General features: G+C 70.4%; 20 protein-coding genes. 7 read left to right on the top strand and 13 right to left on the bottom strand.

All coding sequences use genetic code 11. The annotated features are described in order from the left end of the window. Positions 1-76: 76 nt before the first annotated feature. Entirely contained in the window at positions 77-2,245 is a 2,169-nt protein-coding gene (locus WMF27_RS46510; protein WP_437762438.1) for a VWA domain-containing protein, read from the bottom strand. 251 nt (positions 2,246-2,496) lie between these two features. After that, a complete protein-coding gene (locus WMF27_RS46505; protein WP_437762439.1) occupies positions 2,497-2,691 on the bottom strand; it encodes a DUF5522 domain-containing protein in 195 nt (64 codons plus the stop codon). A 151-nt stretch (positions 2,692-2,842) separates the two neighbouring features. Between WMF27_RS46505 and WMF27_RS46500 the strand changes: the two genes are divergently transcribed. After that, positions 2,843-4,795: a hypothetical protein gene (locus WMF27_RS46500; protein WP_437762440.1), complete on the top strand. Its 1,953-nt coding sequence runs from the start codon at positions 2,843-2,845 to the stop codon at positions 4,793-4,795. 38 nt (positions 4,796-4,833) lie between these two features. On the opposite strand, the gene efp is transcribed toward WMF27_RS46500, so the two are convergent. Next, positions 4,834-5,394 (bottom strand): elongation factor P, encoded by a 561-nt coding sequence (gene efp / locus WMF27_RS46495; protein ID WP_437762441.1) that lies wholly within the window; start codon positions 5,392-5,394, stop codon positions 4,834-4,836. 151 nt (positions 5,395-5,545) lie between these two features. On the opposite strand from efp, the gene WMF27_RS46490 reads away from it, so the two are divergent. Beyond that, positions 5,546-6,406 (top strand): tetratricopeptide repeat protein, encoded by an 861-nt coding sequence (locus WMF27_RS46490; protein WP_437762442.1) that lies wholly within the window; start codon positions 5,546-5,548, stop codon positions 6,404-6,406. Positions 6,407-6,473: 67 nt separating this feature from the next. Here WMF27_RS46490 and WMF27_RS46485 read toward each other — a convergent pair whose 3' ends face one another. Then, entirely contained in the window at positions 6,474-7,496 is a 1,023-nt protein-coding gene (locus WMF27_RS46485) for a hypothetical protein (RefSeq protein ID WP_437762443.1), read from the bottom strand. 84 nt (positions 7,497-7,580) lie between these two features. Further along, a complete protein-coding gene (gene htpG / locus WMF27_RS46480; RefSeq protein ID WP_437762444.1) occupies positions 7,581-9,569 on the bottom strand; it encodes a molecular chaperone HtpG in 1,989 nt (662 codons plus the stop codon). Positions 9,570-9,957: 388 nt separating this feature from the next. Here htpG and WMF27_RS46475 point away from each other — a divergent pair, with 388 nt between their 5' ends. The 3 genes from WMF27_RS46475 (at position 9,958) to hisN (ending at position 13,063) form a co-directional block, all read left to right on the top strand. Further along, on the top strand, positions 9,958-11,043 hold the full coding sequence (locus tag WMF27_RS46475; protein WP_437762445.1) for a hypothetical protein: 1,086 nt from the start codon (positions 9,958-9,960) through the stop codon (positions 11,041-11,043). A 105-nt stretch (positions 11,044-11,148) separates the two neighbouring features. After that, on the top strand, positions 11,149-12,147 hold the full coding sequence (locus WMF27_RS46470) for an alpha/beta hydrolase (protein ID WP_437762446.1): 999 nt from the start codon (positions 11,149-11,151) through the stop codon (positions 12,145-12,147). Between the two features lie 118 nt (positions 12,148-12,265). Beyond that, positions 12,266-13,063: a histidinol-phosphatase gene (hisN, locus tag WMF27_RS46465; RefSeq protein ID WP_437762447.1), complete on the top strand. Its 798-nt coding sequence runs from the start codon at positions 12,266-12,268 to the stop codon at positions 13,061-13,063. An 18-nt stretch (positions 13,064-13,081) separates the two neighbouring features. Here the strand turns inward: hisN and WMF27_RS46460 are convergent, their stop codons facing one another. Beyond that, a complete protein-coding gene (locus WMF27_RS46460) occupies positions 13,082-13,792 on the bottom strand; it encodes a TetR/AcrR family transcriptional regulator (protein WP_437762448.1) in 711 nt (236 codons plus the stop codon). Between the two features lie 129 nt (positions 13,793-13,921). On the opposite strand from WMF27_RS46460, the gene WMF27_RS46455 reads away from it, so the two are divergent. Together WMF27_RS46455 and WMF27_RS46450 are read left to right on the top strand one after the other, a co-directional pair. Continuing rightward, positions 13,922-14,557 carry a hypothetical protein gene (locus WMF27_RS46455; protein WP_437762449.1) on the top strand — a complete coding sequence of 212 codons (636 nt, stop codon included), beginning with the start codon at positions 13,922-13,924 and terminating at the stop codon, positions 14,555-14,557. A gap of 377 nt (positions 14,558-14,934) precedes the next feature. Then, positions 14,935-15,363, top strand: coding sequence for a hypothetical protein (locus tag WMF27_RS46450; RefSeq protein ID WP_437762450.1), 429 nt, complete (start codon positions 14,935-14,937; stop codon positions 15,361-15,363). 25 nt (positions 15,364-15,388) lie between these two features. Here the strand turns inward: WMF27_RS46450 and WMF27_RS46445 are convergent, their stop codons facing one another. The 7 genes from WMF27_RS46445 to WMF27_RS46415 form a co-directional block, all read right to left on the bottom strand. Continuing rightward, positions 15,389-16,135, bottom strand: coding sequence for a hypothetical protein (locus tag WMF27_RS46445; protein ID WP_437943690.1), 747 nt, complete (start codon positions 16,133-16,135; stop codon positions 15,389-15,391). 10 nt (positions 16,136-16,145) lie between these two features. Further along, positions 16,146-16,487 carry a hypothetical protein gene (locus WMF27_RS46440; protein WP_437762452.1) on the bottom strand — a complete coding sequence of 114 codons (342 nt, stop codon included), beginning with the start codon at positions 16,485-16,487 and terminating at the stop codon, positions 16,146-16,148. Between the two features lie 226 nt (positions 16,488-16,713). Further along, positions 16,714-18,771, bottom strand: coding sequence for a type VI secretion system Vgr family protein (locus tag WMF27_RS46435; protein ID WP_437762453.1), 2,058 nt, complete (start codon positions 18,769-18,771; stop codon positions 16,714-16,716). Between the two features lie 4 nt (positions 18,772-18,775). Then, complete coding sequence (locus WMF27_RS46430) at positions 18,776-19,705, bottom strand: DUF4123 domain-containing protein (protein WP_437762454.1); 930 nt, start codon at positions 19,703-19,705, stop codon at positions 18,776-18,778. After that, positions 19,705-20,094 carry a PAAR domain-containing protein gene (locus tag WMF27_RS46425; RefSeq protein ID WP_437762455.1) on the bottom strand — a complete coding sequence of 130 codons (390 nt, stop codon included), beginning with the start codon at positions 20,092-20,094 and terminating at the stop codon, positions 19,705-19,707. The genes WMF27_RS46430 and WMF27_RS46425 overlap by 1 nt, the downstream gene beginning before the upstream one ends. 58 nt (positions 20,095-20,152) lie before the next feature. Further along, on the bottom strand, positions 20,153-22,231 hold the full coding sequence (locus WMF27_RS46420; RefSeq protein WP_437762456.1) for a type VI secretion system Vgr family protein: 2,079 nt from the start codon (positions 22,229-22,231) through the stop codon (positions 20,153-20,155). 268 nt (positions 22,232-22,499) lie between these two features. Further along, a complete protein-coding gene (locus tag WMF27_RS46415) occupies positions 22,500-23,111 on the bottom strand; it encodes a hypothetical protein (RefSeq protein ID WP_437762457.1) in 612 nt (203 codons plus the stop codon). Between the last annotated feature and the right edge of the window lie 19 nt (positions 23,112-23,130).

The raw sequence follows: 23,130 nt of genomic DNA, 5'->3' as shown, positions 1-23,130 counted from the left end.
GGGCGGCGGGCGCGGCGAGGAGGGGCCGGAGCAGCGCTCGCCGGGCGTCCAGGGAGCCGCGAGCGCCGGAGGCTCATCAGTCGATGGGGGGCACCGGGATCTCCGGCGGGACGAGGAAGAAGACCTTGCGGGTGCTGAGCGTGGTCACGCTGTCGCCGGTGACGACGATGTTCGCCGTGAACACCTGCGGCTCCGTCGTCGGAGGCACCGAGACGTTGGTCTTCGGAATCACGTCGAAGCAGACCGTGGGCCCGGGGAACACGTTGGTATAGGTATCCGCGACGCCATCGACGTTCTTGTCGATGACCCTGAAGCCGGCGGTGCAGGGCTCAGGAGCGCTGTTGTTCGCGATGATCCTGTCGATGAACGCGCTCGCGGCGTCGACCACGTCGGTCTCGCCCGCCACCGCCGCCGCCGAGATGTCGAGCGTTACATAGGTCGTGAGCACCTTGATCGCCCGCACGACGGCCAGGTTCAGCCCGTCGCCGCTGCTGGCGACCCGGAACACGAGCGGGCACTTGCCGCTCTCCACCGTCACGCCGCTCCCGTTCTCGCCGACGCAGCACTGTCCCACCGCGCACCGCGGCGGGCGCGTGCCCTCCGGCCCCCACGCCGCCGGCGGGACCACCGAGCCCGTCGCCACGACGCCGGCCGTCAGGTCGGCTTGCGCCTCGACCGAGCTGGAGGCGACCATGCCGATGAGCCGGCCTCCCACGCGGGTCACCGCCTGCAGCGCCTGCGAATAGGTCGGCGACTCCACCTTGGACTTGGCGTAGTTGTGCTGCACGAACGTCCCGTTGTGGCTCGGCGTGTCGGTGATCATCACCACGATGGGCAGCGAGCCGAAGCGGAAGCCCACGCCACCGATGGTCCCGACCGTCTCGCCCGCCGGGGTCATGCCCGGCGGAGCGCTCAGCGGATTGAACATGGGCACGTCGGCGCCGCCCTTGCTCGTGCCCGCCCCGGTGGCGATCTGATAAAGCGCCTCCCAGCCGCTCTCCGGGAGATCGCCGCCGGCCTCGGCCTTGAGGTAGTTCACCGCGTCCTGCACCGACTCGCGCCCCGCCGGCGTGAGGACGCTCATCACCCGGTGCTCCAGGTAGAACGGCTGGTCGTTGCGGCCCCCGTAGGAGTCGATCGGGAAGTCCTTGTACTGAGTCACCCCGATGCCGATGTTCGGGATCTCCTCGGCGAGCTGATCGATCATCTCCTGGAGCGCGCCCTTCAGATGATTGATCTGGCCGCCCATGGTCGCGGTGGTATCCATCGCGAACACCACGTCGGCCTGCGAGATGCTGGTCGAGAAATCCAGCGTGTCCTGCGCGGGATCCGGGCGGCTCTGATAAGGCACGATGAACACGAAATCCCCGCTGGCCCGCGGGTTGTCCAGGTCGTCGTTCGGGTCCGTGCCGGCGGCCTGCTCGATGAGGTCGTTCACGCCGTCCTCGTCCGTGTCCTCGCTCGCGGTGCTGGACTCGCCCGGGTCGAGCACGCCGTCGCAATTGAGGTCCTCGAGCTCGTCGAGCAGGCTGTCGTTGTCGCTGTCCAGGTCGAGGAAATCGCCCCCGCCGTCCATGTCGCTGTCCCTGGGCGGCCGCTCGGGATCGCCGTCGCCGCGCTCGATCGCGTCGGGCCGGCAGTCACCGTCCGAGTCGAGATCTCGAAACGCCGGGATCCCGTCGCCGTCGGCGTCGAACTCTCTCTCGAACCGATCCAGGATACCGTCGTCGTCGGAGTCCCTGTCACGGAAATCAGGCCACATGTCGCCGTCGGTGTTCACCGGATCGAGCGGGTCCAGCCCGAGCTCGACCACGTCCAGGAGGCCGTCGCCGTCATCGTCGGGATCCACGTAATTGGCGGTTTCATCGCGGTCGCGGTCGCCGTCGCCTTCGTCCTCGTCGGGTAGCCCGTTGTTGTCGGAGTCCTCGTCGCGGTAATCCGGCACCCCGTCGCCGTCGCTGTCACGCGGCTCCGCTTCCCCGGGGAAGGGAGCGCCCTCGAGCTTGTCGGACAGCCCGTCGCCATCGGAGTCGGTGTCCTCGAAATCCGGCTGACCGTCGCGATCCGTGTCGACCGCCTCGTCGCGCCCTTCCACCGCATCGCTGATCCCATCGCCATCCGTGTCCACGCTCGGCTGCTCCGCCGGCGTATCGTGGGACGGCGGTCTGTTCGCCGACGTGGCGTCGCAGCCGATCGGCACGGAGAGCAAGAGGCAGCAGAGCAGAGGGGGAAGACTGCGACGCATAGGAGCTCCCGCGCGGATGTGGGCGCGAAATCCTAGACGCTCCACGCAATCCGGATCAACCGGCATTCCATGGCGCGCCGGGGCTCTCCGCCCGTCATCGACCGCAGACGGATTGCCGCCACAGGCCGCCGCGGGACGCCGGCGCGCGCGTGCGCAGCGGCCTCCGCGATACCGTCACAGCGGCACGTCGCATGGCGCCGCTCGCCGCGATCCGCCGCGGAGGCTCGGCCGCTGCGCCGGCGTCACCGGCGTCAGGGGAGCTTCAGCCGAGGCAGCGCGACGGAGATCGACTCTGCCGGCGCCCTCTCCCGGTAAGGGCAATGGCGGCACTTGGAGTTACAGCAGTATCCCCGCTTCAGGTGATACGCCTCTGTGAAAACCACCCGGCCTCCCTCGAGGTAATAGTCTTCGCCTTCGACGGCCCTGGGAGGCTTCGGCCCGCTCATCTACCCTCGATCAAGCTACTCCGAAAGGCGCACCGGCGCCATCCGGCGCGCGGGCGGCTGGATGGCGCGCCGGCCCCACGACGCCCGCCCGGCGCCCGTGCTACGCCTGCTCCGCCCGCCGCACACCGGTGCGCCTGCGGATCCGCCCGCGATGCCCGATCGATCCTGCTCGAAGCTCCTCCGCGCCCTGCTCCCGCTCCTCGCCGCCGCCGGCTGCGATGGCTGCCCGAGCTCCAGACCCTACACGCCCTACACGCTCGGCTCGGCGGCGCCCTCCGGCTCCCCGCCCCCGCTGAGCGGCGTCGGCCCCGGCGCGGCGACCGCCGGCCCGGAGGCCGACGCCGGCGCACCGGACGCCGCCGCGCCTCGGTTCGCGGTCGTGCCGAGCGTCCCGGCGCCAGAGGGCGGCAAGCGATGGCCCCTCGAGGGCGGCCCCGTGGCCGCGGCGCCGACCGGGCGCACGTTCGAGACCGGGCTCCTGCTCGACGTCGACGGGGACGGTGCGCGCGATCTCGTCGCCTGGGCGCGGTCGCCCGACGGCCTGCGCGGCGAGCTCCTGCTCGCGCCCGCCGCGCGGCCACAGGCGCTGCGCACGCTCGCCGCGCTCCCCGGCGATCTCGACGCGCAGGGGTGCACCCCGCGCGTCGGCCTCAGCCAGATCGGCCCCTCCGCGCTCGCCTTCGATTTCGCCCCGCAGTGCGGCGGCGCTCGCCGCGGCGCCGCGGGCACCGGCGCCACGCGCTGGATCGCCGTGATCCGCCTCCCCGGGCCCGCCGCGGGCGCGGGCGCGCCGCCGGAGCTCGCCCTGGAGCTCCGCCTCCGCGCGCCGCCTGCGGAGGAAGCGCTCTCCGCCTCCCTCGAGGTCGCCGACCGCGACGCGGACGGCCGCGACGACCTCATCGTCTCGGTCGGAATCGAAGGCGCCCTGCGCCCGTTCCCTGCCCCGGCGGGCGCCGCGTCCGAGGTCCGCGCCCCGCTCGTCTTCCTGGATCGCCCCGCCGGCCTCTCGCGCGACGCGGCCCAGCCCGGCGAGGCGCTGCGCGCCCTCGCTGCCTCCCTGCTCCGGGACGCGCGCGGCAAGTCGACGGCGCCGGCCGTGCCCGCCGCCGCCCAGCGGCTGCGCCGGTTCCACGCCGCCCTCTGCGCCGACGCCGAAAGCGGCGCCGGGGCGACCACCGGCCGCGACGCCGCGCGCGCCGGCGAGGCGCTCGTCTGGACGGGCGCTGGCCCGGTGCGCTGCCGCGAGCCGGGGCTCGCGGCCGCCATCGACCACGCGGAGGCGGTCGCGGCGTCCACGCGGGGCGCGCCGATCGCGGCCATCGCGGCGCTCGACCGGGGCGGCGCCGGGGGGCGCGCCAAGGAGGACGGCAAGCTCGTCGCGAAGCTCGCGCCGCCGGCGACCGCCGCCGCCGTGTACCGCACCGCCGCCGCCCCGCAGCCGACCAGGACCGGCGCCTTCGGCCCGCTCGCGTTCGAGGCGAGCGGCGCCCTGCTCGTCCGGACCGCGCAGGGCGTCGTCCGCGTCGACACGGCGACCTCCACCGAGTCCGCGACGGACATCCCTCCGTGGCCCGCCGCCGTCCACGCCGGGCCCGCGGAGCTCGTCGCCGTCGAGCGGCGCTGCGACGCGCCCACCTTGCTCGCGCTCTTCCGCAGCTCGCCCGATGCCGTCGGCGAGATGGAGGTCCCGCTCCCGCTGCTCCGCGGCCAGGGGCCTCGCGCACGGCCCGGCGCCGCCGCGCCCGAGCGCTGCGCCGGGACGGAGCGCCTGCCCTTCGTCCCGCTCGCCGCGTCCGAGCGCGGCTTCGACATCGCCCTCGGCGCCGCGCTGATCTCGATCGACCTGCGCGCGGCCGCGCCGGCCTCGTCCGCGCTGTCGTTCCCGCTCACGACGCCCGCGCCTCAGGGCGCGGCGCGGTCGCCGGACGGCGCCACGCTGGCGATCCCCGCCGCCGGCGGGCTGCTCGTGGCGACCGCGGGCGGCGCCGCGCGCCTCTGGACGGGCGGCGACCTCGCGCAGGCGACGGCGTGCGCGCCGGCCAACGGAGGCGCCCGCGTCGCGTGCGTCGCCGGCGCGGCCGCCGTGATCTTCGAGGCGAAGTGACCTCCGTCGGCGCTTGGGCCCCGGAGGTCAGCCGGGGATCACCTGTTGACGCGCTCCAGGTACTTGCCGTCGGTCGTGTCGATCTTGATCCACTCGCCCTCCTTCACGAAGAGCGGGACGTTGACGGTCGCGCCGGTCGACACCGTGGCGGGCTTGGTGGCGCCGCTCGCGGTGTCGCCCTTGATGCCCGGCTCGCTGCTCACGATCTGGAGCACCACGTGCGGGGGCATGCTGACGCCGATCGGCAGCCCGTTGAACAGGGTCACGTCGATCGACATCCCGTCGCTCAGCCACTTGGAGTCATCGCCGATCTTGTCGCCCGGGACCGTGAGCTGCTCGCCGGTCGCCGGGTCCATGAAAACGAAGTCGGTGCCCTCCGGATAGATGTACTGGAGGCTGCGCTCCTCCACGTCCGCTGGCTCCAGCTTCTCGCCCGATTTGTACGTGCGCTCGAGCACCGCGCCCGTCGCCATGTTCCGGATCTTGACGCGGGTGAACGCCTGCCCCTTTCCCGGCTTGACGAACTGGAAGTCGATGACCGAGTAGGGCTGGCCGTCGACCATAAACTTGAGGCCTTTTCGGATGTCGCTTGTGTCCATGGGGAGAGCTTCCTGGTAGCGTAAGGGCGGCCTGTCGGCGAGGCCGGGGATCCGCGTCCGCGGCACCCTGGCGCGGCGCGGGGGTCCGCGTTCGCGGCCCCCTTAGCACGAGCACAGCCTCCTGCACAGGCCACGGTTTCAGGACCTGAAAATGCACGACTTCGACGACGAGCTCAGGGAGATCAAGCGTGAGATCGTGGAATCCCGTGGGCTCATCATCAAGACGAACAACCTCACGAACGCCCTCGCCGCGGATCTGAAGAGCATTTCCAAGCGCCAGATGGTGTACGAGCGGCGCGCCTTCTGGAACAGCGCGAGCGCGAACCTGCTCTTCGTGATCGTGGTGATCGGCGTGGTCAAGCTCGCCTGGGACGCACGCGTGGACGCCGTCCAGGCCGAGACCAAGGGCGCGCGCGACCGCATCGCGAAGCACGAGGCCGATCTCAAGGAGATGCAGCAGCGGAGCGACGCGCGCGCCAAGGCCGAGAGCGACGCAGCGGCGTTCTACGAGCTCATCCGGGCCGAGCGGCGACAGGAGGTGATCGAGGGCTTCGAGGCGCTGCGCAAGGCGCCGCTCACCCGGGCCGAGCTCGCGTTCTTCACGGACTCGGTCGACAAGTCGCGCTCCGAGCTCTCGATCAAATCGTACCAGACGGGCCTCGATCACATGCGGACGGGCCGCTGGCACGAGGCCGCGGTCGCCTTCGAGGACGCCATCCGGCAGAAGGAGACGGCGTCGCACACCCCCTCGGCCCGCCTCAACCTGGCGCGCGCCTACCGCAGGCTGAACCGGCAGCGCGACGCGATTCCGCTGCTCATGACGCTCTCCGAGGCGTCGCCCGACCGGGAGGTCATGGATGACGCGACCTTCCTCCTCGCCGAGTGCCTGCTCGACATCCAGGCCTGGAACGACGCGAAGACGACGTTGCGGTCGTTCATCCGCCGCTTCCCGGACAGCGCGTACGTCAACGACGCGCGCCTCGCGCTGGCCAACGTCTCGCTCCGGCACTGACGCGCGCGCCGCCACGACCGGCCGGCGCCCTCCCCTACGGCGCCGGCGCCGCGGCTGCGGGACGCCGTCAGGACCCGCGCCGCACGTCGATCCGGCGCGGCTCGTCCTTCTTCTTGAACCAGCTGGATCGGAGCTGCCGGCGGAGCCCCGACGCGAACAGGCAGTCGCGGAACGCGTTCTGCTCGAAGGTCACCGCGCTGTGCGCGAGCGGGACCTGGATGAAGATGGCGCGGCCGTCCAGGAGCTGCTTGCGCGTGAGCTCGCCCGGGCGGCGCTCGTGCAGGCAGGCGACGCCCTGCGCCTCGAGCGCGCGCGCGAGCTCGAGGTTGAGCCGCCGCACGTCGCCCGCGACGAAGTGGCTGATGAGCTTGTGCCTTTCCCGCCCCGTTCGGCCCTTCCGCTCGAGCACCCAGTCGCGGAACGCGTCGACCTCGCCGTACAGCGCGTCGAACAGGTACACCTCGTTCACCTCGCAGCCGCCGTGGCGCAGGCACGCGGCCGCGACGCGGTATCCGCCCGAGTGCGCCGACAGGCAGAGCGTCCCGAGCCTCGCCTGCCGCGGGATGGCGCGATCGCCGAGCGCCCGCCGCGCCGAGGGGCTCGCGAGCACCGACGCGAGCTCGCCGCACAGCCGCCGGAGGCCACCCTTTTGCCCCAGCTTGCCCGGGGGCGACTCCGCCGCGTTCACCGCGCACTGCGGCACCACGAGCACCGCGTTCTGCTTGCTCTCGTGGAGCTGCTCGCGGAGCTTGTGCGCCGCGATGGCCCGCTCCGCGGTCGTGACGTGGCCGTGGAAGTGGATCACGAGGTCGAGCGCATCGCTCTCCGGCGCGCGGTAATGGGCCGGCACGAAGACCATCGCCGTGGCGTCCTGGTAGGGAGCCCCGTCGCAGGGAAACGGCGCGTTCGACAGCTCGATCTTCAGCGTCACGCCGATGTCCGACGCCTCGACGGCCTTCACCCTGGAGGCCGCCCTGGCGAGCGCCGGCGCCGGCGCCCAGAGCCCCGGCGCGGCCAGGGCGCCGCCCGCCGCTCCGAGCGCACGAAGGAAGGCCCGGCGGCCGAGCGCCGGCGTTGCGGTTCGGGACATCCTGGCGACCTCGTCCCGCGCCTATCACCGCCGCCCGGCGCCGGCCAAGAAACTCCACCACGCCGAGCGGCGGTCACCCGCTGCTCAGCTTTGACTGACAGCCGCGGAGCTCACCTGCGCGAGCAGGTCCTGGATGCGCCGGACGAGCTTCGCCGGCTCCTGCACCACGCCCTCGACGAGGAGGGCCTGGTCGAGGAGGAGCTCGGACCACTGCTTCACCCGCTCCGAGCCGGGCTCTCGCCCCGCCAGGATGTTGAGGTTCTTCACCACCGGGTGGCCCGGGTTGATCTCCAGGATCCGCTTGGATTCCCCGGTATTCTGGTCGATGAGCTTCATGATCCGCTCGAAGTTCGCCCCTGGGTCCCCCTCGGCGGCGACGAGGCAGCTCGCGCTGTCGGTCAGGCGCCGCGAGACGCGCACGTCCTTCACCCGGTCGCCCAGCGCCGCCTTGACCGCCGCCACGGCCGCGTCCACCGACGCCTCCGGCTCGTCCTTCTTCTCCGGCTCGGCGCCGAGGTCGACATCGCCGTGCATCACGCTCTTGAGGCGGCGCTTGTCGAACTCGTTCAGCGACTGCACGAACCACTCGTCGACCGGATCCACGAGGAACAGCACGTCGTAGCCGCGCTTCCGGAACGCCTCGAGGTGCGGGCTCTGCTCGACCGCGTGGCGGCCGAGCCCCGTCACGTAATAGATCTCCTTCTGCGCCTCCGGCATCTTCGCCACGTAGTCGCGGAGCGAGATGACCTTGCCGGCCTCCGTGTTCATCGACTCGAACCGGCAGAGCTCGGCGATCGCGTCCTTGTTCTTCCAGTCGTTGGTGACCCCCTCCTTGATGACCCGGCCGAACTCCTTCCAGAAGGCCGCGTAGCGCTCGGGCTCCGACTCGGAGAGGTCCTTGAGCGACTTGAGCACCTGCTTGACGATCTGCTGCTCGATCTGGGAGAGCGTGCGGTTCTCCTGGAGCATCTCGCGAGAGACGTTCAGCGAGAGGTCCTCGGAGTCGACGACGCCGCGCAGGAAGCGCAGGTACATCGGCGTCAGCTTGTCGCAGTCCTCGACGATGAGGACCCGCTTCGCGTAGAGGCGCACGCCCCTGCGGTCCTTGTGGAACATGTCCGCCGGCGCCTTCTCGGGCACGTAGAGCAGGGCGTGGAACTGCACGGGCGCGTCGATCGACAGGTGCACGGTGAGCAGCGGCTTCTCCCCCTCGTGGCCGCCGGTCACGTGCCGGAAGAACTCCGCGTGCTGCTCCTCGGTGATCTGCGACTTGGGCAGCGTCCAGAGCGCGGCCGAGCGGTTTGCGACCTCGTCGTTCACCTTGATGGGGAAATGAACGAAATCCGAGTACTTGCGGATGATCTCCTTGACCCGCCACACCTTCGTGTACTCGCGCGCGTCCTCCTTGAGGTGGAGGACGATCTTCGTGCCCGGGTGCTCGCGATCGCCGGGGGCCACGGTGAAGGAGCCCGCGCCGGACGAGCGCCACAGGACGGGCTCCGCGCCCGGCAGCATCGAGCGGGTCTGCACGTCGACGCGCGAGGCGACCATGAACGCGGCGTAGAAGCCGACGCCGAACTGGCCGATGAGCTGGAGCTTGCCGCCGTCCTTCTTCTGCTTTGCGGCCTCGGCGTTGGCCTTCAGGAACTCCAGCGACCCTGAGCGGGCGATGGTGCCGAGGTTCTGCACCACCTCGTCCCGGGTCATCCCGATGCCGTTGTCCTCGATGGTGAGGGTGTGGGCGGCGTCGTCGAGCGTGATGAGGATCGCGGGCTCGCCGGCTTGTTCAGCGGCGCCCTCGCGCGTGAGGGCCAGGAAGCGGGCCTTGTCGAGCGCGTCCGACGCGTTCGAGATGAGCTCGCGGAGGAAGACCTCCTGGTTTGCGTAGAGCGAGTTGATGACCAGCGCGAGGACCTGCTGCACCTCGGCCTGGAAGGGGAGCTCGACCGCGCCGGCGGCCTTGGCCTCCTCGGACGGGGTCGACGCGGGCGTCTCCGGGCCCGGGGCCGCACCCGAAGGCTCGGCAGAGGGCGTGGAACCGCTGGTTTCGGGGTTCGGGCTTTCCGTGTTCATGTCGGCGACCAAATGGATCCGATTTTCGAAAGGGCAATCCCCCCGGCGCGCCGCGGTGCGTCCCAAGACGCGCCGCGGTGTGCCGCCTCGCTCCGAGCGCGCTCCGCGGCCAGCTCGCGGCCCCGCCGCCGCGACGCCCCCGGCCCCGGTGAGGGGCTCACCAGGCCGCGGGCCGACGTCTGCGTCGAGGTCGGGATCTGCGCGCCGGGTCGTCACGTTCGGGTCGCTGTGCGCGATCCCCGCATCCTTGCCCGGCTTTTCCGGTGGGTAAGGGTTTCTTCATCAGGTCGCCGGAGCTAGATTCACCGGCGTTGTACCCTCGCCGTCGTGGAGATCTGTTGTGGTAGCACTTCTCCGTGCAGTACTCCGTGTTCTCCCGGCAACCGGCGTGCTGGCCGGGGTGCTGGCGCTCGCGGGGTGCGGCGATCGGGGCAAGACGGCCGATCGGGACGTGAAGCGTCCACCCGCCGTGCTCCAGTTCGACGGCTATGTCTACGTCCCGACCGGGACGAGCGATTTCAAGATCCTCGAGCGCGTGCGGACGCAGACGCGTTCGGTGTTCACGGGGCTGCGGAGGTCCCGGGTGATGGTGAGCCGGCGCGAGGTCCAGGGCGCGACCACGGACAGCTTCGCCAAGGAGGCCGTGACCGTCGTCGACGCCGCGGGGCACCGCACCCTCGCGCTCCGCGTGCGGTACCGCTTCGTGGCCCGGCCGGAGGTCGCGAACGGCATCGACGATCGCAAGGAGATCCCGCTCGCGCTCCTGCACCGGGAGGACGACGAGGTCGCGGAGCGCATCCACGAGGAGTGCACGCCGCCCCGGGAGCGGAGGAAGGGGGGCGCCAGCGCCGTCGGCCTCGACTTCGATCCGTCCCTTCCGAGCTGCAAGGCCGCGATCGCCGCGGAGCAGGCGGCGATCGACGCGGCGCGCGCGAAGGTGCCCGAGCTCGCGGGCGGGCCGCCGGCCTCCGCCAAGGACACCGTGGTCCCGATCGAGGAGGCGCAGCGCCTGTACATCCCGACCCGGGTGACCGTCGAGCTCCGCGATCGGAAGCCGCGCGAGGTCGCGCCGCGCTTCGTCCCGGTGGATCGACCGGAGAAAGAGGACGCGCGGGTCGCGACAGCGGAGCCGGGCGGCGCCGAGCGCCCCGAGGGGCTCGAGCCGGCGGCGGTGCTCATCGACCCGGATCTCAGGATGGAGCGGACGGCCGAGGAGAAGGCGATCGCCGAGGGGACCCTGCTGCCGAAGATGCCCGCGGCCGGCGGCACGGGCGCCGTGAGCGGCGGGAGGCGGATCGAGGTCGTGAGCCCCGCGGTGGCGCAGGCGCAGCAGCGCAAGGTGGAGGCCGCGGCCGCGAGCGAGCGCTTCGAGATCCCGTTCGAGACGCTGACCGACCCGAAGTTCCTGGTGGTCTGGCTGAGCCTGCTGATGGCGTATCCCATCCTCCGGGGCGATCCGCGGAAGAAGCGCTGACGCGCGCCGCGGCGCACCTCGCCGAGAGGGGCGACGGCGCGGCGCTCGGACCGGCGCGGGCACAGGCCGCCGCGATCGCGGGAGGCGTCCGCTAGGATGGCCGGCATGAAGCTTCGCCTGCTGAAGATGTTCGGCCTCGCGTTCGTGGAGACCACGACCGAACGCGCCCGCCGGGGGCCCGCGCGCCCGAGCTGGAGCTTCGGCTTCGAGTGGGTGGTCCGCTTTCTCCGCCGCGATTTCATCGAGCTGTTTGATCGGCCCTACCCCGAAATCAGGGCCGAGCTCGACGCGCGCCCGTACTCCCAGAAGGCCGTCCGGCGCGTGAAGCGCACGGACGACACGCTGAAGGGCGTGCCCGCGGCCTGGTTCGAGCCTCCGGGCGCGGCGTCGCGCGGCGTCGTCCTCTACCTCCACGGCGGCTCGTACCTGTACGGCTCCACGAGGACGCACGCGGACCTCATGGCGCGGCTCGCGCTGGCGAGCGGCGCCCGCGTCGTGGGCATCGACTACCGGCTCGCGCCGGAGCACCGCTACCCCGCGCAGCTCGAGGACGCGCTCGCCGCCGTCGACGCGCTGGTCGAGCGCGGCCATGCGCCGGGGGAGATCGCGCTCGTCGGCGACTCCGCCGGCGGCAACCTCGCGCTCGTCACGCAGCTCGCGCTGCGCGACCGCGGCGCGCAGGCGCGCTGCGCCGCCCTCATCTCCCCCTGGCTCGACCTCACCGCGAGCAGCGCCTCGGCGCGCGCGAACGACGCGACCGATTACGGCACCCGGGAGGGTCTCCTGCGCCAGGCGCGCGATTTCGCGGGCGCGACCCCGCTGGACGATCCCCGGCTGTCGCCGCTCCACGCGCGCCTCGACGGGCTCGCCTCGCTGTTCATCCAGGTCGGCGGCGCCGAGCGCCTCCACGACGAGGGCCAGGAGCTCGCGCGGCGCGCCCGCGAGGCGGGCGTCGACGTGACGCTCGACGTGCTGGGGGACATGCCCCACAACGGGCCGGTGCTGGCCGACTTCCACCCGGAGGGCGCGCGGGGCACGGACACGCTGGGCGCGTATCTCCGAGCGAGCCTGTCGCCGGGCGCCCGCGCGGGCGACGCGGCCTGATGCGGCCCGATGCGGAGCTCGCTCCGGGGCGCTGCGAGGCGAGGTGGTTGCCGTGAGCGGGCGGCGCGCGTAGGGGATCGCGCCGTGAGGCTCGCCTCGAGGGCCCACGGAGGAGACGATGACCCCTTCCCAGGACCTGGTCGAGCTGGCAGAGCGGCTCGCGGACGCCAGCGGCGCCGTGATCCGGCGCTATTTTCGCAAGGGCATCGAGGCCGACGACAAGGCGGACGCGAGCCCTGTCACGGTCGCCGACCGCGAGGCCGAGGCGGCGATACGCGAGCTCCTCGCCGCGCGCGCCCCGGGCCACGGGATCGTGGGAGAGGAGTTCGGCCGCCAGGACGAGGGGGCGGAGCTCGTGTGGGTGCTCGATCCCATCGACGGGACGAAGGCGTTCATCACGGGCAAGCCGCTCTTCGGCACGCTCATCGCGCTGCTGCACCGGGGCCGGCCGGTGCTCGGCGTCATCGACCAGCCCGTCCTCGGCGATCGCTGGCTCGGCGTGCTGGGCCGGCCGACGCTCTGGAACGGCGAGCCGGCGCGCGTCCGCGCGTGCGCGGGGCTTTCGCTCGCGCGCCTCTCCACCACGGGCCCGCAGTACTTCCCCCCGGCGAAGACCCGCGCCTTCGGGGAGGTCGCGTCCCAGGCCAAGCTCGTGAGCTACGGCGGCGATTGTTACCAGTATGGCCTCGTGGCGAGCGGCAGCATCGATGTGGTCGTCGAGTACGGCCTCAAGCTCCACGATTTCGCGGCGCTCGTCCCGGTGATCACCGGCGCCGGCGGGGTCATGACGGACTGGGAAGGGCGCCCGCTCGACGCCGCGAGCGCCGGTGACGTCGTGGCCGCCGGCGACCCGCGCGTCCACGCCGAGGTGCTCGCCGCGCTCCGCGCCGGCGACCCCCGGTACGGCGCGCGCTGACGTTGGAGCGCCGGCGCCTCACGCCCGGAGCCCTCGGAGCTGGAGGGCGAGGGAGCTCTTCAGCACGGGATCCAGCGCCGCGCCGAGCGTCACGAAGCCGCTGAGCCAGGACAGGAGCGCCGCGAAGTAGAGGGCGAAGATGTTGTGCGCCGCGGCGAGCGGGTCGATGTCGCCCGCGACCTCGCCGCGCGCCTGCGCGTCGCGCACGAGGCCCGCGATGCGGTGCAGGAACGCGAACGTGAGCGCGTTCAGCCGCTCTCCGTTCGGGCCCGACGCGCCGGGGAACGCCTTCACGAACGCCTGCGACACGAGCGGCTGCTCGCCGTACATCGCGAACAGCCGCTGGAACACGTGGAGCAGCTGAGCGAGCAGGGGCTCTTTGCGCGGCAGCGCCTCGAACGCCGCGTCGACCGCGGCCGCGAGCCGGTCGTGCATCACCATCATGAGCAGGTCGGGCTTGTCGCGCGCGTGCACGAACACCGTCCCCGTCGCGACCTCCGCGCGCTCGGCCACCGCCTTGGTCGTCGTGCCGTCGTACCCGAGCTCGGTGAAGAGCGCCCACGCGGCGTCCCGGATCCGCCGCCGGGTATCGAGCTTCTGCTGGGCGCGCCCGCCGCGCTCGGGCGCCGGCGCGATCGGCGCCGACGCAGCCCGCGCCGGGGCGACCGGCGCCGCCGGCGCGGCGGCTCGCCTCCGGCGTTTCGTCGCGCCTTTACTGACCCTGCTCATCGACTGGGCACTCTGTTGCCGCGGATGCCTCCTCGTCAAGCGGCGATCTCCAGCGGCAACCTCCTTGACAGAACGAGCGCGAAGAATGACCATGGTCAGTGACTTAAGTCATCGAACGAGGGTGGTGCCATGGCTCTGGTGCATTACGACGAAGGCCTCACGATGCGGGAGGCGCGGGCGCTCTACTTCGAGGTGAACCGCTTCGGCGCGGATGGCGGGTACGGCGACGCGTGGGTCGACTTCAAGCTCGGTCCGCTCCCCGTCCCGTTCCCGAACACCAAGGCGCGCGTGCGCGCCGTGCGTTACCACGACCTGCACCACGTGCTGACGGGCTACGACACGAACGCGATCGGCGAGTTCGAGATCTCGGCCTGGGAGCTCGGCGCCGGCTGCAAGGGCTTCGTGGCGGCCTGGCAGCTCAACCTGGGCGGCCTCTTCGCGGGGCTGCTCTCGGCCCCGCGCCGGACGGTCCGCGCGTTCTTCCGCGGCCGCCGCAGCGAGAGCCTGTACGGCCGGCCGTTCGAGGCGCTGCTCGATCGAGAGGTCGGCGAGCTGCGCAGGGAGATGCGCGTCGACGAGCGCTCTTCGCCCGGTTCCAGCCCGGCGCCGCTCGACGTGCTCTGGCTCGCGCTCGCGAGCCTCGCGGGGCTCGCGGTGGCGGCATTCGGTCTGGCGGTGGCGCTCGTCGTGGCGCCGATCGGGATCGTGACCCTGGCGCGCCGCCGACAGCGCGCGCAGCACGCGCAGGGCGCCGCCGCGACCTGAGGACCGAGACGGCCCAGCTTGCGCCGACGTCGGAGGCCGAGAGGTGGGCCTCGAGGCAGCCCCACCGAGCGCGACCCATCGACGTGAGCGGATGAGCTCGATGAGCCGCGCAGGCCGGCAGGTCGCGGCGAGAGCTCAGGTGAACACAACGAAAACGGCTGCCTCGGACGAGCCATTCGGACCGTTGCGACGAGTCCGGAAAGACCGTAGCGTGGCAGGCTGCATGATCGGTGCGCTCGCCAAGGGGGAGTATCGGCTCGAGCGCCGTCTCGCGCCGCATGAGCACGGCGTGGGTCTTCCCCGAGGTCGTTCGCCTGAGACGTGAGCACACGCCACGTGATCCCCGGCAAGCCCATGACCATCTCTGAATCAATCAGATGTCACGCAAGCTCGTCTACCTAGCGCTGCCGCTCGTCCTCGCCGCGACCGTGCTTGTCCTCCTGAAAGGGATCGGCGCGCTCGAGGGGATGGCGGCCAGCCCGTATGCCGCGGACGACATCTGCTTCGTCGAGGAGCGGCTGGGCGCGGCGCAGCGCTTCACCGCGTTCACCCCCGTCCGATGCTCCGACGAATCCGTCAAGATCGGCGACAGCTTTGGCGCCGACTACGCGAGCCTGGACTTCGAGGACGTCGACGACGATGGGCGCCCAGAGGCGATCATCTCTTCCTCGTCGTTTCGGTGCAAGTACGGTCCTGGCCCGTGTTACGACGCGTGGCGCATCGTGGTGCGGGTCCACCCCGGCTCGGACACGGTGTTTACCGTCATCGAGCGGCGCTACCTCAAAGAGCTCACCCCGGGAGTATGAGAAACGCCATGGAGGACGGCCGGCGCTACCTCTCGTAGAAGTAGAGCGGCTCAATACCCGTGGATGCGTTCTCGAAGCGTTTCATCGCGTCCTGTCCGTACTTCTGGGCCAGCGGGCCGGATCCGTTGTACGCAGCCGCGACCGCCTCCACCTCCTGTGGCGTCAAGGCACCTCGATGACACAGCCTCCCAGTAACCCTGTCGATGAGCTGCCGCAGATGACCCGTCATGTAGTACAAGTCGGCCTTGACATCATCTCCGGCGATCCTCGAGTCCTGATTCCAGCCCAGCAGTCGCCTCCTCGCAGATTCGGGGATGATCGGGCGGCAGTAGGTGGTCTCTATATACCTGACCGCGTCCCGCAGCGTTGCTCTGGAGAGGTTGGCGATCCCCGACGAGCTCCCAGCCACTTTATCGGGGACGACGTCGAACAGCACCTCGTCGACGATCGCCGAGAAGGTGGTCAGCGAGCGCTCCCCGAACTGGAGCACCTTCTGGACACCCGTCGCGTTCGGGCCGTTCTCCTGCTGCAAGATGACGGCGGCGAGCTCGTGAGGAACTCCGTTGTACGCCGACGCCTCACGAACCCAGCTCCTGAGCCTTGTATTGGTGATGACGAATATTTCCTCCACGTCCGAAGGAGCCGCCCAGACGACCCCGAACGGAGAGGGGATCTCCCCGGAGTACGACGGGATCGCCCCGAGGCCCTCGATGTGTGAAGTGTAGCTCCCTGCGCACGGACACTCTCTGCACGCGCTGGTCGGCTCGTTCACGCCGTCGCTGTTACACATAGGGTTCACCTTTTTTGCTACGGCCCTCGATTCGATCGACCAGCATCCTCAGAGCGATCAGCTTGTGATCACGATCGAGATCAGCGGCGCCTGCCACCCTCTGCAGCTTGACGACATCGAACCCGCGGCGCTCCAGCCTCAGGCAGCAATCGACGTACATTCGCACGGACTCCTCGTCGACGAGCCCGAACGACATGGCTTCTTCCGTTCGGATCCGCGCGTTCTCCTCGTCGATGAAGCACCCATCGCGCGCGAGATCCTCGATCATCCTGGACAGGAATTGCCGAAGCATCGCCTCACGCATCATCGCTACCTGCTGCGAGCTGATCTTCATGGCTGGCATCCCAATCCAGGTCGGGTGGTCTGATCCCTCGAGACGGAGGAGACTGGTCCTAGGACACCAATCATGTTGAAACCCGGAGAATTTTCACAGGGAGGCGAGGAGGCGGGGAGGAAGAGAGAGAGAAAAAAATTCTTCTTCTCGCCGTCTCTCGCTCCCCGCCTCCTCGCCTCCCTGTGAAACTCCCGCTTTTTCTCGGGGTTTCAACCCGTTTGTCGCTCTAAGGTTCATCGGAGTCCACCCCCACCGGCTCCTCCGGCGCCCCCGGGTGCGCTCCCCCACCCTTCCCGGGTGAGCCGCTCACGTTGATCTTGACGAGCGTCCCCTTGATGGTGACCCCCGCCGTATCCAGCCGGATGAACCCGCCCGGCCCGCGGATCGTCACGTCGTCCGCGCCTTCACCCACGAAGTCCTCACCGACGACGTGGATCTTCTTCGCCGCGCGCAGCGCATGGCGGCCGCCAACGCGCTCCTGTTGACCTTGCTCAACGGTGCACGACTGCGTTCCTCGAACCTCCTCCCGGTAGCTCGCGCGCACTTCCAGGTGGCAGCTCCCCTCGATCCGCTCCCGCCTGTCGCCCCCCGTGACGGCATCCACGTCCTTGCTCACCGCTCGCTTGGCGTGGCCGTCGACCCGCTCGGACTCATCGTTCTTGACGAGCTTCTGCCGGTCATGACCCACCGTGCCCTGCTCGTCGTTCTTGACCAGCCGCTTCCGGTCTCTCTGCGCCTGCTGCCAGACGAGCTCCTTGCCCTTCAGGTCCTCGAGCATCACCTCGTTGAACCCTCCCGCTCCCGGCGAGGAGTCGCTCTTCCATGTGCTCCGGGTGCGGTGCTCGGGCAGCGCGTACGGGGCGCTCTGGACCGCGTTGTAGGTGCGGCCGATGACGACGGGCTGATCGGGGTCGCCCTGAAGGAACGTGACGAGGATCTCCTGTCCAACGCGCGGAAGCGCGATCATGCCCCAGCCGGCGCCGCCCCACCCTTGATGCACGCGCATCCAGCAGGAGCTGTGCTCGTCCTTCTGCCCTTCGCGGTCCCACGCGAGCTGCACGCGGACGCGGCCGAACTCGTCCGTGTGGATCTCCTGGCCACGCGGCCCCACGACCACGGCGCTCTGGAAGCCATGGACGACCGGCTTCGGAGCGCGCCGCGGCGGGCGATACGGTGAATCGGCGAAGACCGCCTGGCCGGAGAGCGTCCACTCGCCGTCAGGTGTGCCCTCGAAAGCGCTCTCGACGACGAGGAGCCGGCGGGCCGCGGGCAGCTCGGGATGCGGGTGGCCGTCGACCGAGAAGACGACGCCGGGGATGATGTCGAAGGCGTTCGTTTCATAGCCGATACCGTGGACGCCCACGCGCTCGCCGTGGAGCTCGCGCTGTACGAGCTCGTCTCCAACTCCGGCGTCATGGCGGGCGAACCCCTGGTCGTCGGCGACCGGGCTGCCAGCCGGCTTGCCGGTCTCCACGAGAAACGCGCCGGGCCGGTACCGGTATTGCTCGTAGCGATCTTCAGCAGAGGCCGTCCTGGCGCTCGCCGCCAGCGAGAACATCGGACGCCGGAAATCATGGTCTCGTACGCTCACGGCACCAGGACGGACCTCGCGGCCGAGACGCACGCCAGTGACGAACTCCCGTCCGGCGCCCTCGCTCACGTCGCCAAGATAGAGGATCGGGGGCGCCGACCGGGGTGGGTTCGCCTCCAGGCGGTCGCTGAAGATCGGCGCGGCGGCATGCCCCTCGTCGTCCGCGAACGTGAAGGCGATCCCCGCTTCCTCGAGCAGGCGGCTCAGGAACAGGTAATCGGTCTCGGCGTACTGAACCTTGGTTTCAAGCTTCGGATAGCGCCCGCGATCGATCCTCCACACCGCTTGGATACGCCACTCGCCGAGGAGGCGGTCGATGATGTCGGGAATGGAAAGGTGCTGGTAAATGCGCTGGTTGCGCCGCTGCGTGAGCTGCCAGAGGGCCGGGACCAGGCGGAAATGGTACGTGGAGACGTTCAGCTGGCCGGCCGCGGTCTTGACGGCGTGGACCTGCTCGGCGCGGCTTACCAGGCCGCTCCACGTGCGGCCGCCCGGCCGGTGCGCGAAGCCGTAGCCGGCGTCGGCGTGGAAGGTCCCCGGACGGCCGACGATGCCCCCGAGGTCCACGGCTGGATCCGGCGAGCGGGCCCAGACCGAGATCGAGAACGGCATCGAGACGGCCTCGTGGACCGCAAACCGATGCACGACCAGCGAGTCTTCTCGGGAAGAGAGGGTCAGCTTGAGGGTGGGCATCTGGTCATCCCTCGGGCGGCGCGTCCGCCGTCTCCGCCGCCCTGGCGGACCGCTTGGCCGTCGCGAGCTCGGCGTCGATGCTCGCGAGGCCGTGATCGGGGACCTCGTAGAGGATGCGCTCGCTCTCGCCCAGCATCTCCTCGATCTGCCGCGGCGTGCACGTGGGCGCGAAGACGCCCATCACGCCGGGATCGTAAAACCTGAAGTACACGCGCTCGCCCGACGTCTCCAGCTCCACCATCAGGAACCGGCGGAAGTGCCGTCGGACCTCGCGAAAGGGCGCTCGGCTCGTGCAGTAGATCCCCCAGCGCCTCCCCCAGCCCTCGAGCACCAGCCGCGACAGCAGCGTCGAGCTCGAATCCATGGGGCCGGCCAGGTACGGCGCAACGTCCTCCAGAGGCTCGCCGGGAGTCCCCTCGTAGAGCGACTGGTGGCGCTCCACCGACTCTCGCAAGAGCTCCAGGATCCGGTCGTCACGGGCGGCGTCGAGGACCGCGTACAGAGGGACACGCGAGGACTCGTCCCGCAGCCTCTCCAGCGCTCGTTCCGCGAGCCCCCGGCGCCTCGCTCGACGGCGCCGCTCGTCCTCGTCGACCGCGTCTTCTTCCTCGTCCGGCGGCGGCGTATGCGCCTCGAAATGGACCATGAAATCGGCTTCGCCAGCGCGGATCCAGGCCCCGTGCTCCACCTCGGCTTCGGCCACCGGCTCGCCGTTCAGCTGCGTGCCCGTCGCGCTCCGCAGGTCCCGGAGCGCGCAGCGCGCGCCGTCCCAGGCCAGCTCGAAGTGCACCGCCGAGAGCTTGGGGTCGTGCCGCACCGCGAGCTGCGCCATGTCCCCGCGCCCGACCCGGAGCGTATCGCCGGGGTCGATGGGAACCTTCGTGCCCGCGAGCTTCCCCCACCGGACCTCGACGATGCAGCGCGGCGCCGGCATCAGCGTTTCCCCCGCTTGCGGCGTGCCTCGCGCTCCTTGCGCTTGCGCTCGCAGTCCTCGCAGAACGGCTTGTCGGTCCTCAATGTCTCCGCCTGAGGGCTCGAGCCGATGAGCACCGTCGGACACCCCTTCACGATCACCCCGCCGTGCGACGTGGGATCCCCCATCCGCGCCGCATCCTTGTGGCCGATGAGCACCGTGGGCTCGCCCGACGAGATGCTGTCGATCGCAGGGACGCACTTGACGCTGTCGCCGACACGCGCGGCGGGCTGGAAGCCGATCAGGACGGTCCCCTCCCCCCTCAGGACCGGGCCGCCGACGTGCGGGACCGGTCCGGGCTCGACCATCGGGCAAGTGTGCATGTCGGTGATCCGTGCTGCCGGAGGCATCTCTCCCCTCCTCTCCTCTCGTCTCGCGAACGTTCGATCGTGGACCATCCAGCGCCGATCACTGCCCTATCAGCGTCCGGCTCACGTCGTCCGTGATGGCATCCGTCGCCTCGGCCGGCTCCTCGGGGCTCGCGCCCTTGCCGCTGCCGGGCGAGCCGCCGCTGTTGATGCGCACGACGTTGCCCCGGATGGTGATGCCGCTCGCGTCGATGCGAATGAACCCGCCCGGGCCCTTGAGCGTCAGGTCCCTCGACGCCTCGATGACCAGCGCCGTACCGGCGGCGACGTGGATCTCCTCGGCCGCCGCGAGGGCGTGGCTCTTGCCCACCACCTCATGGCGATCTCCGCCCACGATCAGCGAGTGTGATCCGTCGATCTTCTGGTTGCGCTTCCCCGAGACGCGAAGGTGGCTGTTGCCCTCCACGCGCTCGCGCTTCTCCTGCTTGATGACGATGTCTTGATCCTTGCCGACATGGACCTTCAGGTTGCCGAGCGTGCGCGCGTGCTCGTCGTTCTTCACCAGCAGCTGGCGATCGTGACCGATGGTGATCGTCTCGTCGTTCTTGACGAGCCGGCGGCGATTCTTCTCGGCCTGCTCCCAGACGAGCTCCTGCCCCTTCTGGTCCTCGAACATGATCTCGTTGAATCCGCCGCCGCCCTGCGACGAGTCGCTCTTCCAGGTGCTCCTCGTCTTGTGCTCCGGGAGCTTGTAAGGGACCTGCTGGGTGGCGTTGAAGACGCGCCCGACGACGATCGGCTGATCGGGATCCCCCTCCAGGAAGCCGACGAGGACCTCCTGGCCGACGCGGGGGATGACGATCATCCCGTAGCCCGTGCCGGCCCAGCCCTGGCTCACGCGGATCCAGCACGAGCTCGCGTCGTCGTGACGCCCCTCGCGGTCCCAGGGAAATTGGACGCGGACCCGACCGAACTCGTCGGTGTGTATCTCCTGCCCCGCGCGGCCCACGACCGTGGCGCACTGCGCGCCTTCGACGCGAGGCCTGGGGGTGCGGAACGGAGGCAGGTAGGGGGCATCGGTGAAGAGGGCGCGGCCCGACATCGACCACTCCTCGCCAGGGGTGCCGTCGATCGAGAATTCGGTGACGAGCAGCCGCGTACCGTCGGCGATCTCGGGGTGCGGATGGCCATCGACGCTGAAGACGACGCCGGGCCAGAGGTCGATCGTGTTCGTCTCGAAGGAGATCGCGCGGCGATCGACGCGCTCGGCGCCGAGCGCCCGCTCGGCCAGCCGCGCGCCGTAGGCCTGCTCGTGACGCGTGGCCCCCTTGTCGTCCGCGGCCGGCGTGCCGCCGCCCTTGTCCGCGTGGATCAAGAAGGCGCCCGGCTGGTAGTGGTACTGCTCGTACTTGTCCTCGGGCGCGGGCGCGCTCTGAGCCTCGCCGAGGAGGGGAAACGCCGGGCGGCGAAGATCATGGTCGCGGATCGTGTAAGCCCCCGGGCGGACCTCGTGCGAGAGCTGAACGTTGGCGACGAACTGCTGGTCGAGGGGTTGGCTGGGGTTGTCCGCGTAGGTCAGCGGCGCCCCCTCGCGCAGCGGATTCTGGTGCAATTGATCGCTCAGCGTCAGCCGAGAGCCTGCGCCCTCGTCATCGGGGAAGGTGAACGCTATCCCGGCCTCCTCCCAGAGGCGGCACAGGAAGGCGTAGTCGCTCTCGCCGTACTGGACCCTGTACTCGAGCTTGGGATAGCGGCCTCGATCGATCTGCCAGACGGGCGAAAGCTTCCACTCTGCGAGCAGCCTGTCGGAGATGTCCGGGATCGTGAGGTGCTGGTAAATACGATAGTTGCGACGCTGGGTGAGCAGCCAGAGATCCGGAACGATGCGCACGTGGTAGCTGGATATGGCCGTCTGACCGCTGGTCGGCTGTACCGCGTGGACCTGCTCGACATAGCTGCATATGCCTGTCCAGAGGCGGGCACCTGCGCCAGCATGAGACACGCCGCCGATCACGCGCAAGCGCGCCGGCCTGCCGATGAGCGCCTCCAGGTCGATGGCGGGGTTCTCGGATCCTGCGAGGACCGAGACGGTGAACAGGCTCGATACCGCCTCCTGCACCGAGAAACGGCGCACGGAGAGCGGGCCCTCGCCACACGCAAAGGTCACCTCGAGGCTCATCGGCGGGCTCTCCTTCGTTCAGCTGGCGAGGACCTCCCTCACCCCGTGCCAGGCTCACCGGCGCGATCGAATGGTATGCGATCCGCCGCCGCCATCGAAACAAGAAAACGGGTGTGCGCAACGAGAACCGATGCAGCGGCCGCCCCGATTTCCATGAGGGAATCATCGCCCGCGGCTCGGTGGATGGAACAGCGCGGGCAGGCCGAGCCCGGATCGGCTCCCTGTCGAGGTGACGCAGCGCTCTGCGGCCGGCCGCGCGGTGACGCGATTAGCTCCTGGGCAGCCGCAGGAGCTCCGCGGCCGCCGTCCTGAAGATGCGTTCGCAGGCTCCCCACGCCGACTCCAGCCGCGCGCGGACGGTCTGGACGGCCGCCTCCACCCTCGCCCGCTCTCGCGCGTTTCCCTGGGTCTGCTCGAGCAACCTCCGGAGCGCGCCAGGGTCCTCCGCCGCGCGTGTCATATGAAAGAACGCCCTCCGGATGCGCGTGATGTCGGGCGTGAGGTCGCCCTCGCTGGCATAGGATCGAGTGCGCGCGATCTTCGCGAACAGGCGGACCACGGCGTCCTGGAACTCCTGCGCGTACATCGAGTAGGTGTCGTTGTTGGCGTCTCCGCCGAGATAGGTCGCCGTCTGAAGCGATTCTCTCAAGTCCCTCAGGGCCGCATCCTCGAGGAACGCCGTCAGGAGGCTCGAAGTCCGCCGCATGTGTCGGCGCATCCAGTCGTCCCGCGCCGCTCTACTATGGATGAGGGCGCCGAGCTGAGCCGTGCCGGCCGAGCCGCTGGCGAGCTTGTCGCGCGCATAGACGATGAACCCGGCCTCGAACGCGCCGTTCATCTTGGAAACGATGTTGTTGAAGACATGATCCCCCTTCGACATACCGGCCTCCAGATCGCTA

The sequence above is a fragment of the Sorangium sp. So ce281 genome, assembly GCF_051527395.1.
In the GTDB taxonomy this organism is placed as follows: Bacteria; Myxococcota_A; Polyangia; order Polyangiales; family Polyangiaceae; genus Sorangium; species Sorangium cellulosum_B.
This window is presented reverse-complemented; position numbering and strand designations above follow the sequence as displayed.

Excerpts from the sequence above, each read along its gene's own strand:
- WMF27_RS46510 (WP_437762438.1), bottom strand. The coding sequence starts at position 2,245 with ATGCGTCGCAGTCTTCCCCCTCTGCTCTGCTGCCTCTTGCTCTCCGTG.
- WMF27_RS46505 (WP_437762439.1), bottom strand. The coding sequence starts at position 2,691 with ATGAGCGGGCCGAAGCCTCCCAGGGCCGTCGAAGGCGAAGACTATTAC.
- WMF27_RS46500 (WP_437762440.1), top strand. The coding sequence starts at position 2,843 with ATGCCCGATCGATCCTGCTCGAAGCTCCTCCGCGCCCTGCTCCCGCTC.
- efp (WP_437762441.1), bottom strand. The coding sequence starts at position 5,394 with ATGGACACAAGCGACATCCGAAAAGGCCTCAAGTTTATGGTCGACGGC.
- WMF27_RS46490 (WP_437762442.1), top strand. The coding sequence starts at position 5,546 with ATGCACGACTTCGACGACGAGCTCAGGGAGATCAAGCGTGAGATCGTG.
- WMF27_RS46485 (WP_437762443.1), bottom strand. The coding sequence starts at position 7,496 with ATGTCCCGAACCGCAACGCCGGCGCTCGGCCGCCGGGCCTTCCTTCGT.
- htpG (WP_437762444.1), bottom strand. The coding sequence starts at position 9,569 with ATGAACACGGAAAGCCCGAACCCCGAAACCAGCGGTTCCACGCCCTCT.
- WMF27_RS46470 (WP_437762446.1), top strand. The coding sequence starts at position 11,149 with ATGAAGCTTCGCCTGCTGAAGATGTTCGGCCTCGCGTTCGTGGAGACC.
- hisN (WP_437762447.1), top strand. The coding sequence starts at position 12,266 with ATGACCCCTTCCCAGGACCTGGTCGAGCTGGCAGAGCGGCTCGCGGAC.
- WMF27_RS46460 (WP_437762448.1), bottom strand. The coding sequence starts at position 13,792 with ATGAGCAGGGTCAGTAAAGGCGCGACGAAACGCCGGAGGCGAGCCGCC.
- WMF27_RS46455 (WP_437762449.1), top strand. The coding sequence starts at position 13,922 with ATGGCTCTGGTGCATTACGACGAAGGCCTCACGATGCGGGAGGCGCGG.
- WMF27_RS46450 (WP_437762450.1), top strand. The coding sequence starts at position 14,935 with ATGTCACGCAAGCTCGTCTACCTAGCGCTGCCGCTCGTCCTCGCCGCG.
- WMF27_RS46440 (WP_437762452.1), bottom strand. The coding sequence starts at position 16,487 with ATGAAGATCAGCTCGCAGCAGGTAGCGATGATGCGTGAGGCGATGCTT.
- WMF27_RS46435 (WP_437762453.1), bottom strand. The coding sequence starts at position 18,771 with ATGCCCACCCTCAAGCTGACCCTCTCTTCCCGAGAAGACTCGCTGGTC.
- WMF27_RS46430 (WP_437762454.1), bottom strand. The coding sequence starts at position 19,705 with ATGCCGGCGCCGCGCTGCATCGTCGAGGTCCGGTGGGGGAAGCTCGCG.
- WMF27_RS46425 (WP_437762455.1), bottom strand. The coding sequence starts at position 20,094 with ATGCCTCCGGCAGCACGGATCACCGACATGCACACTTGCCCGATGGTC.
- WMF27_RS46420 (WP_437762456.1), bottom strand. The coding sequence starts at position 22,231 with ATGAGCCTCGAGGTGACCTTTGCGTGTGGCGAGGGCCCGCTCTCCGTG.
- WMF27_RS46415 (WP_437762457.1), bottom strand. The coding sequence starts at position 23,111 with ATGTCGAAGGGGGATCATGTCTTCAACAACATCGTTTCCAAGATGAAC.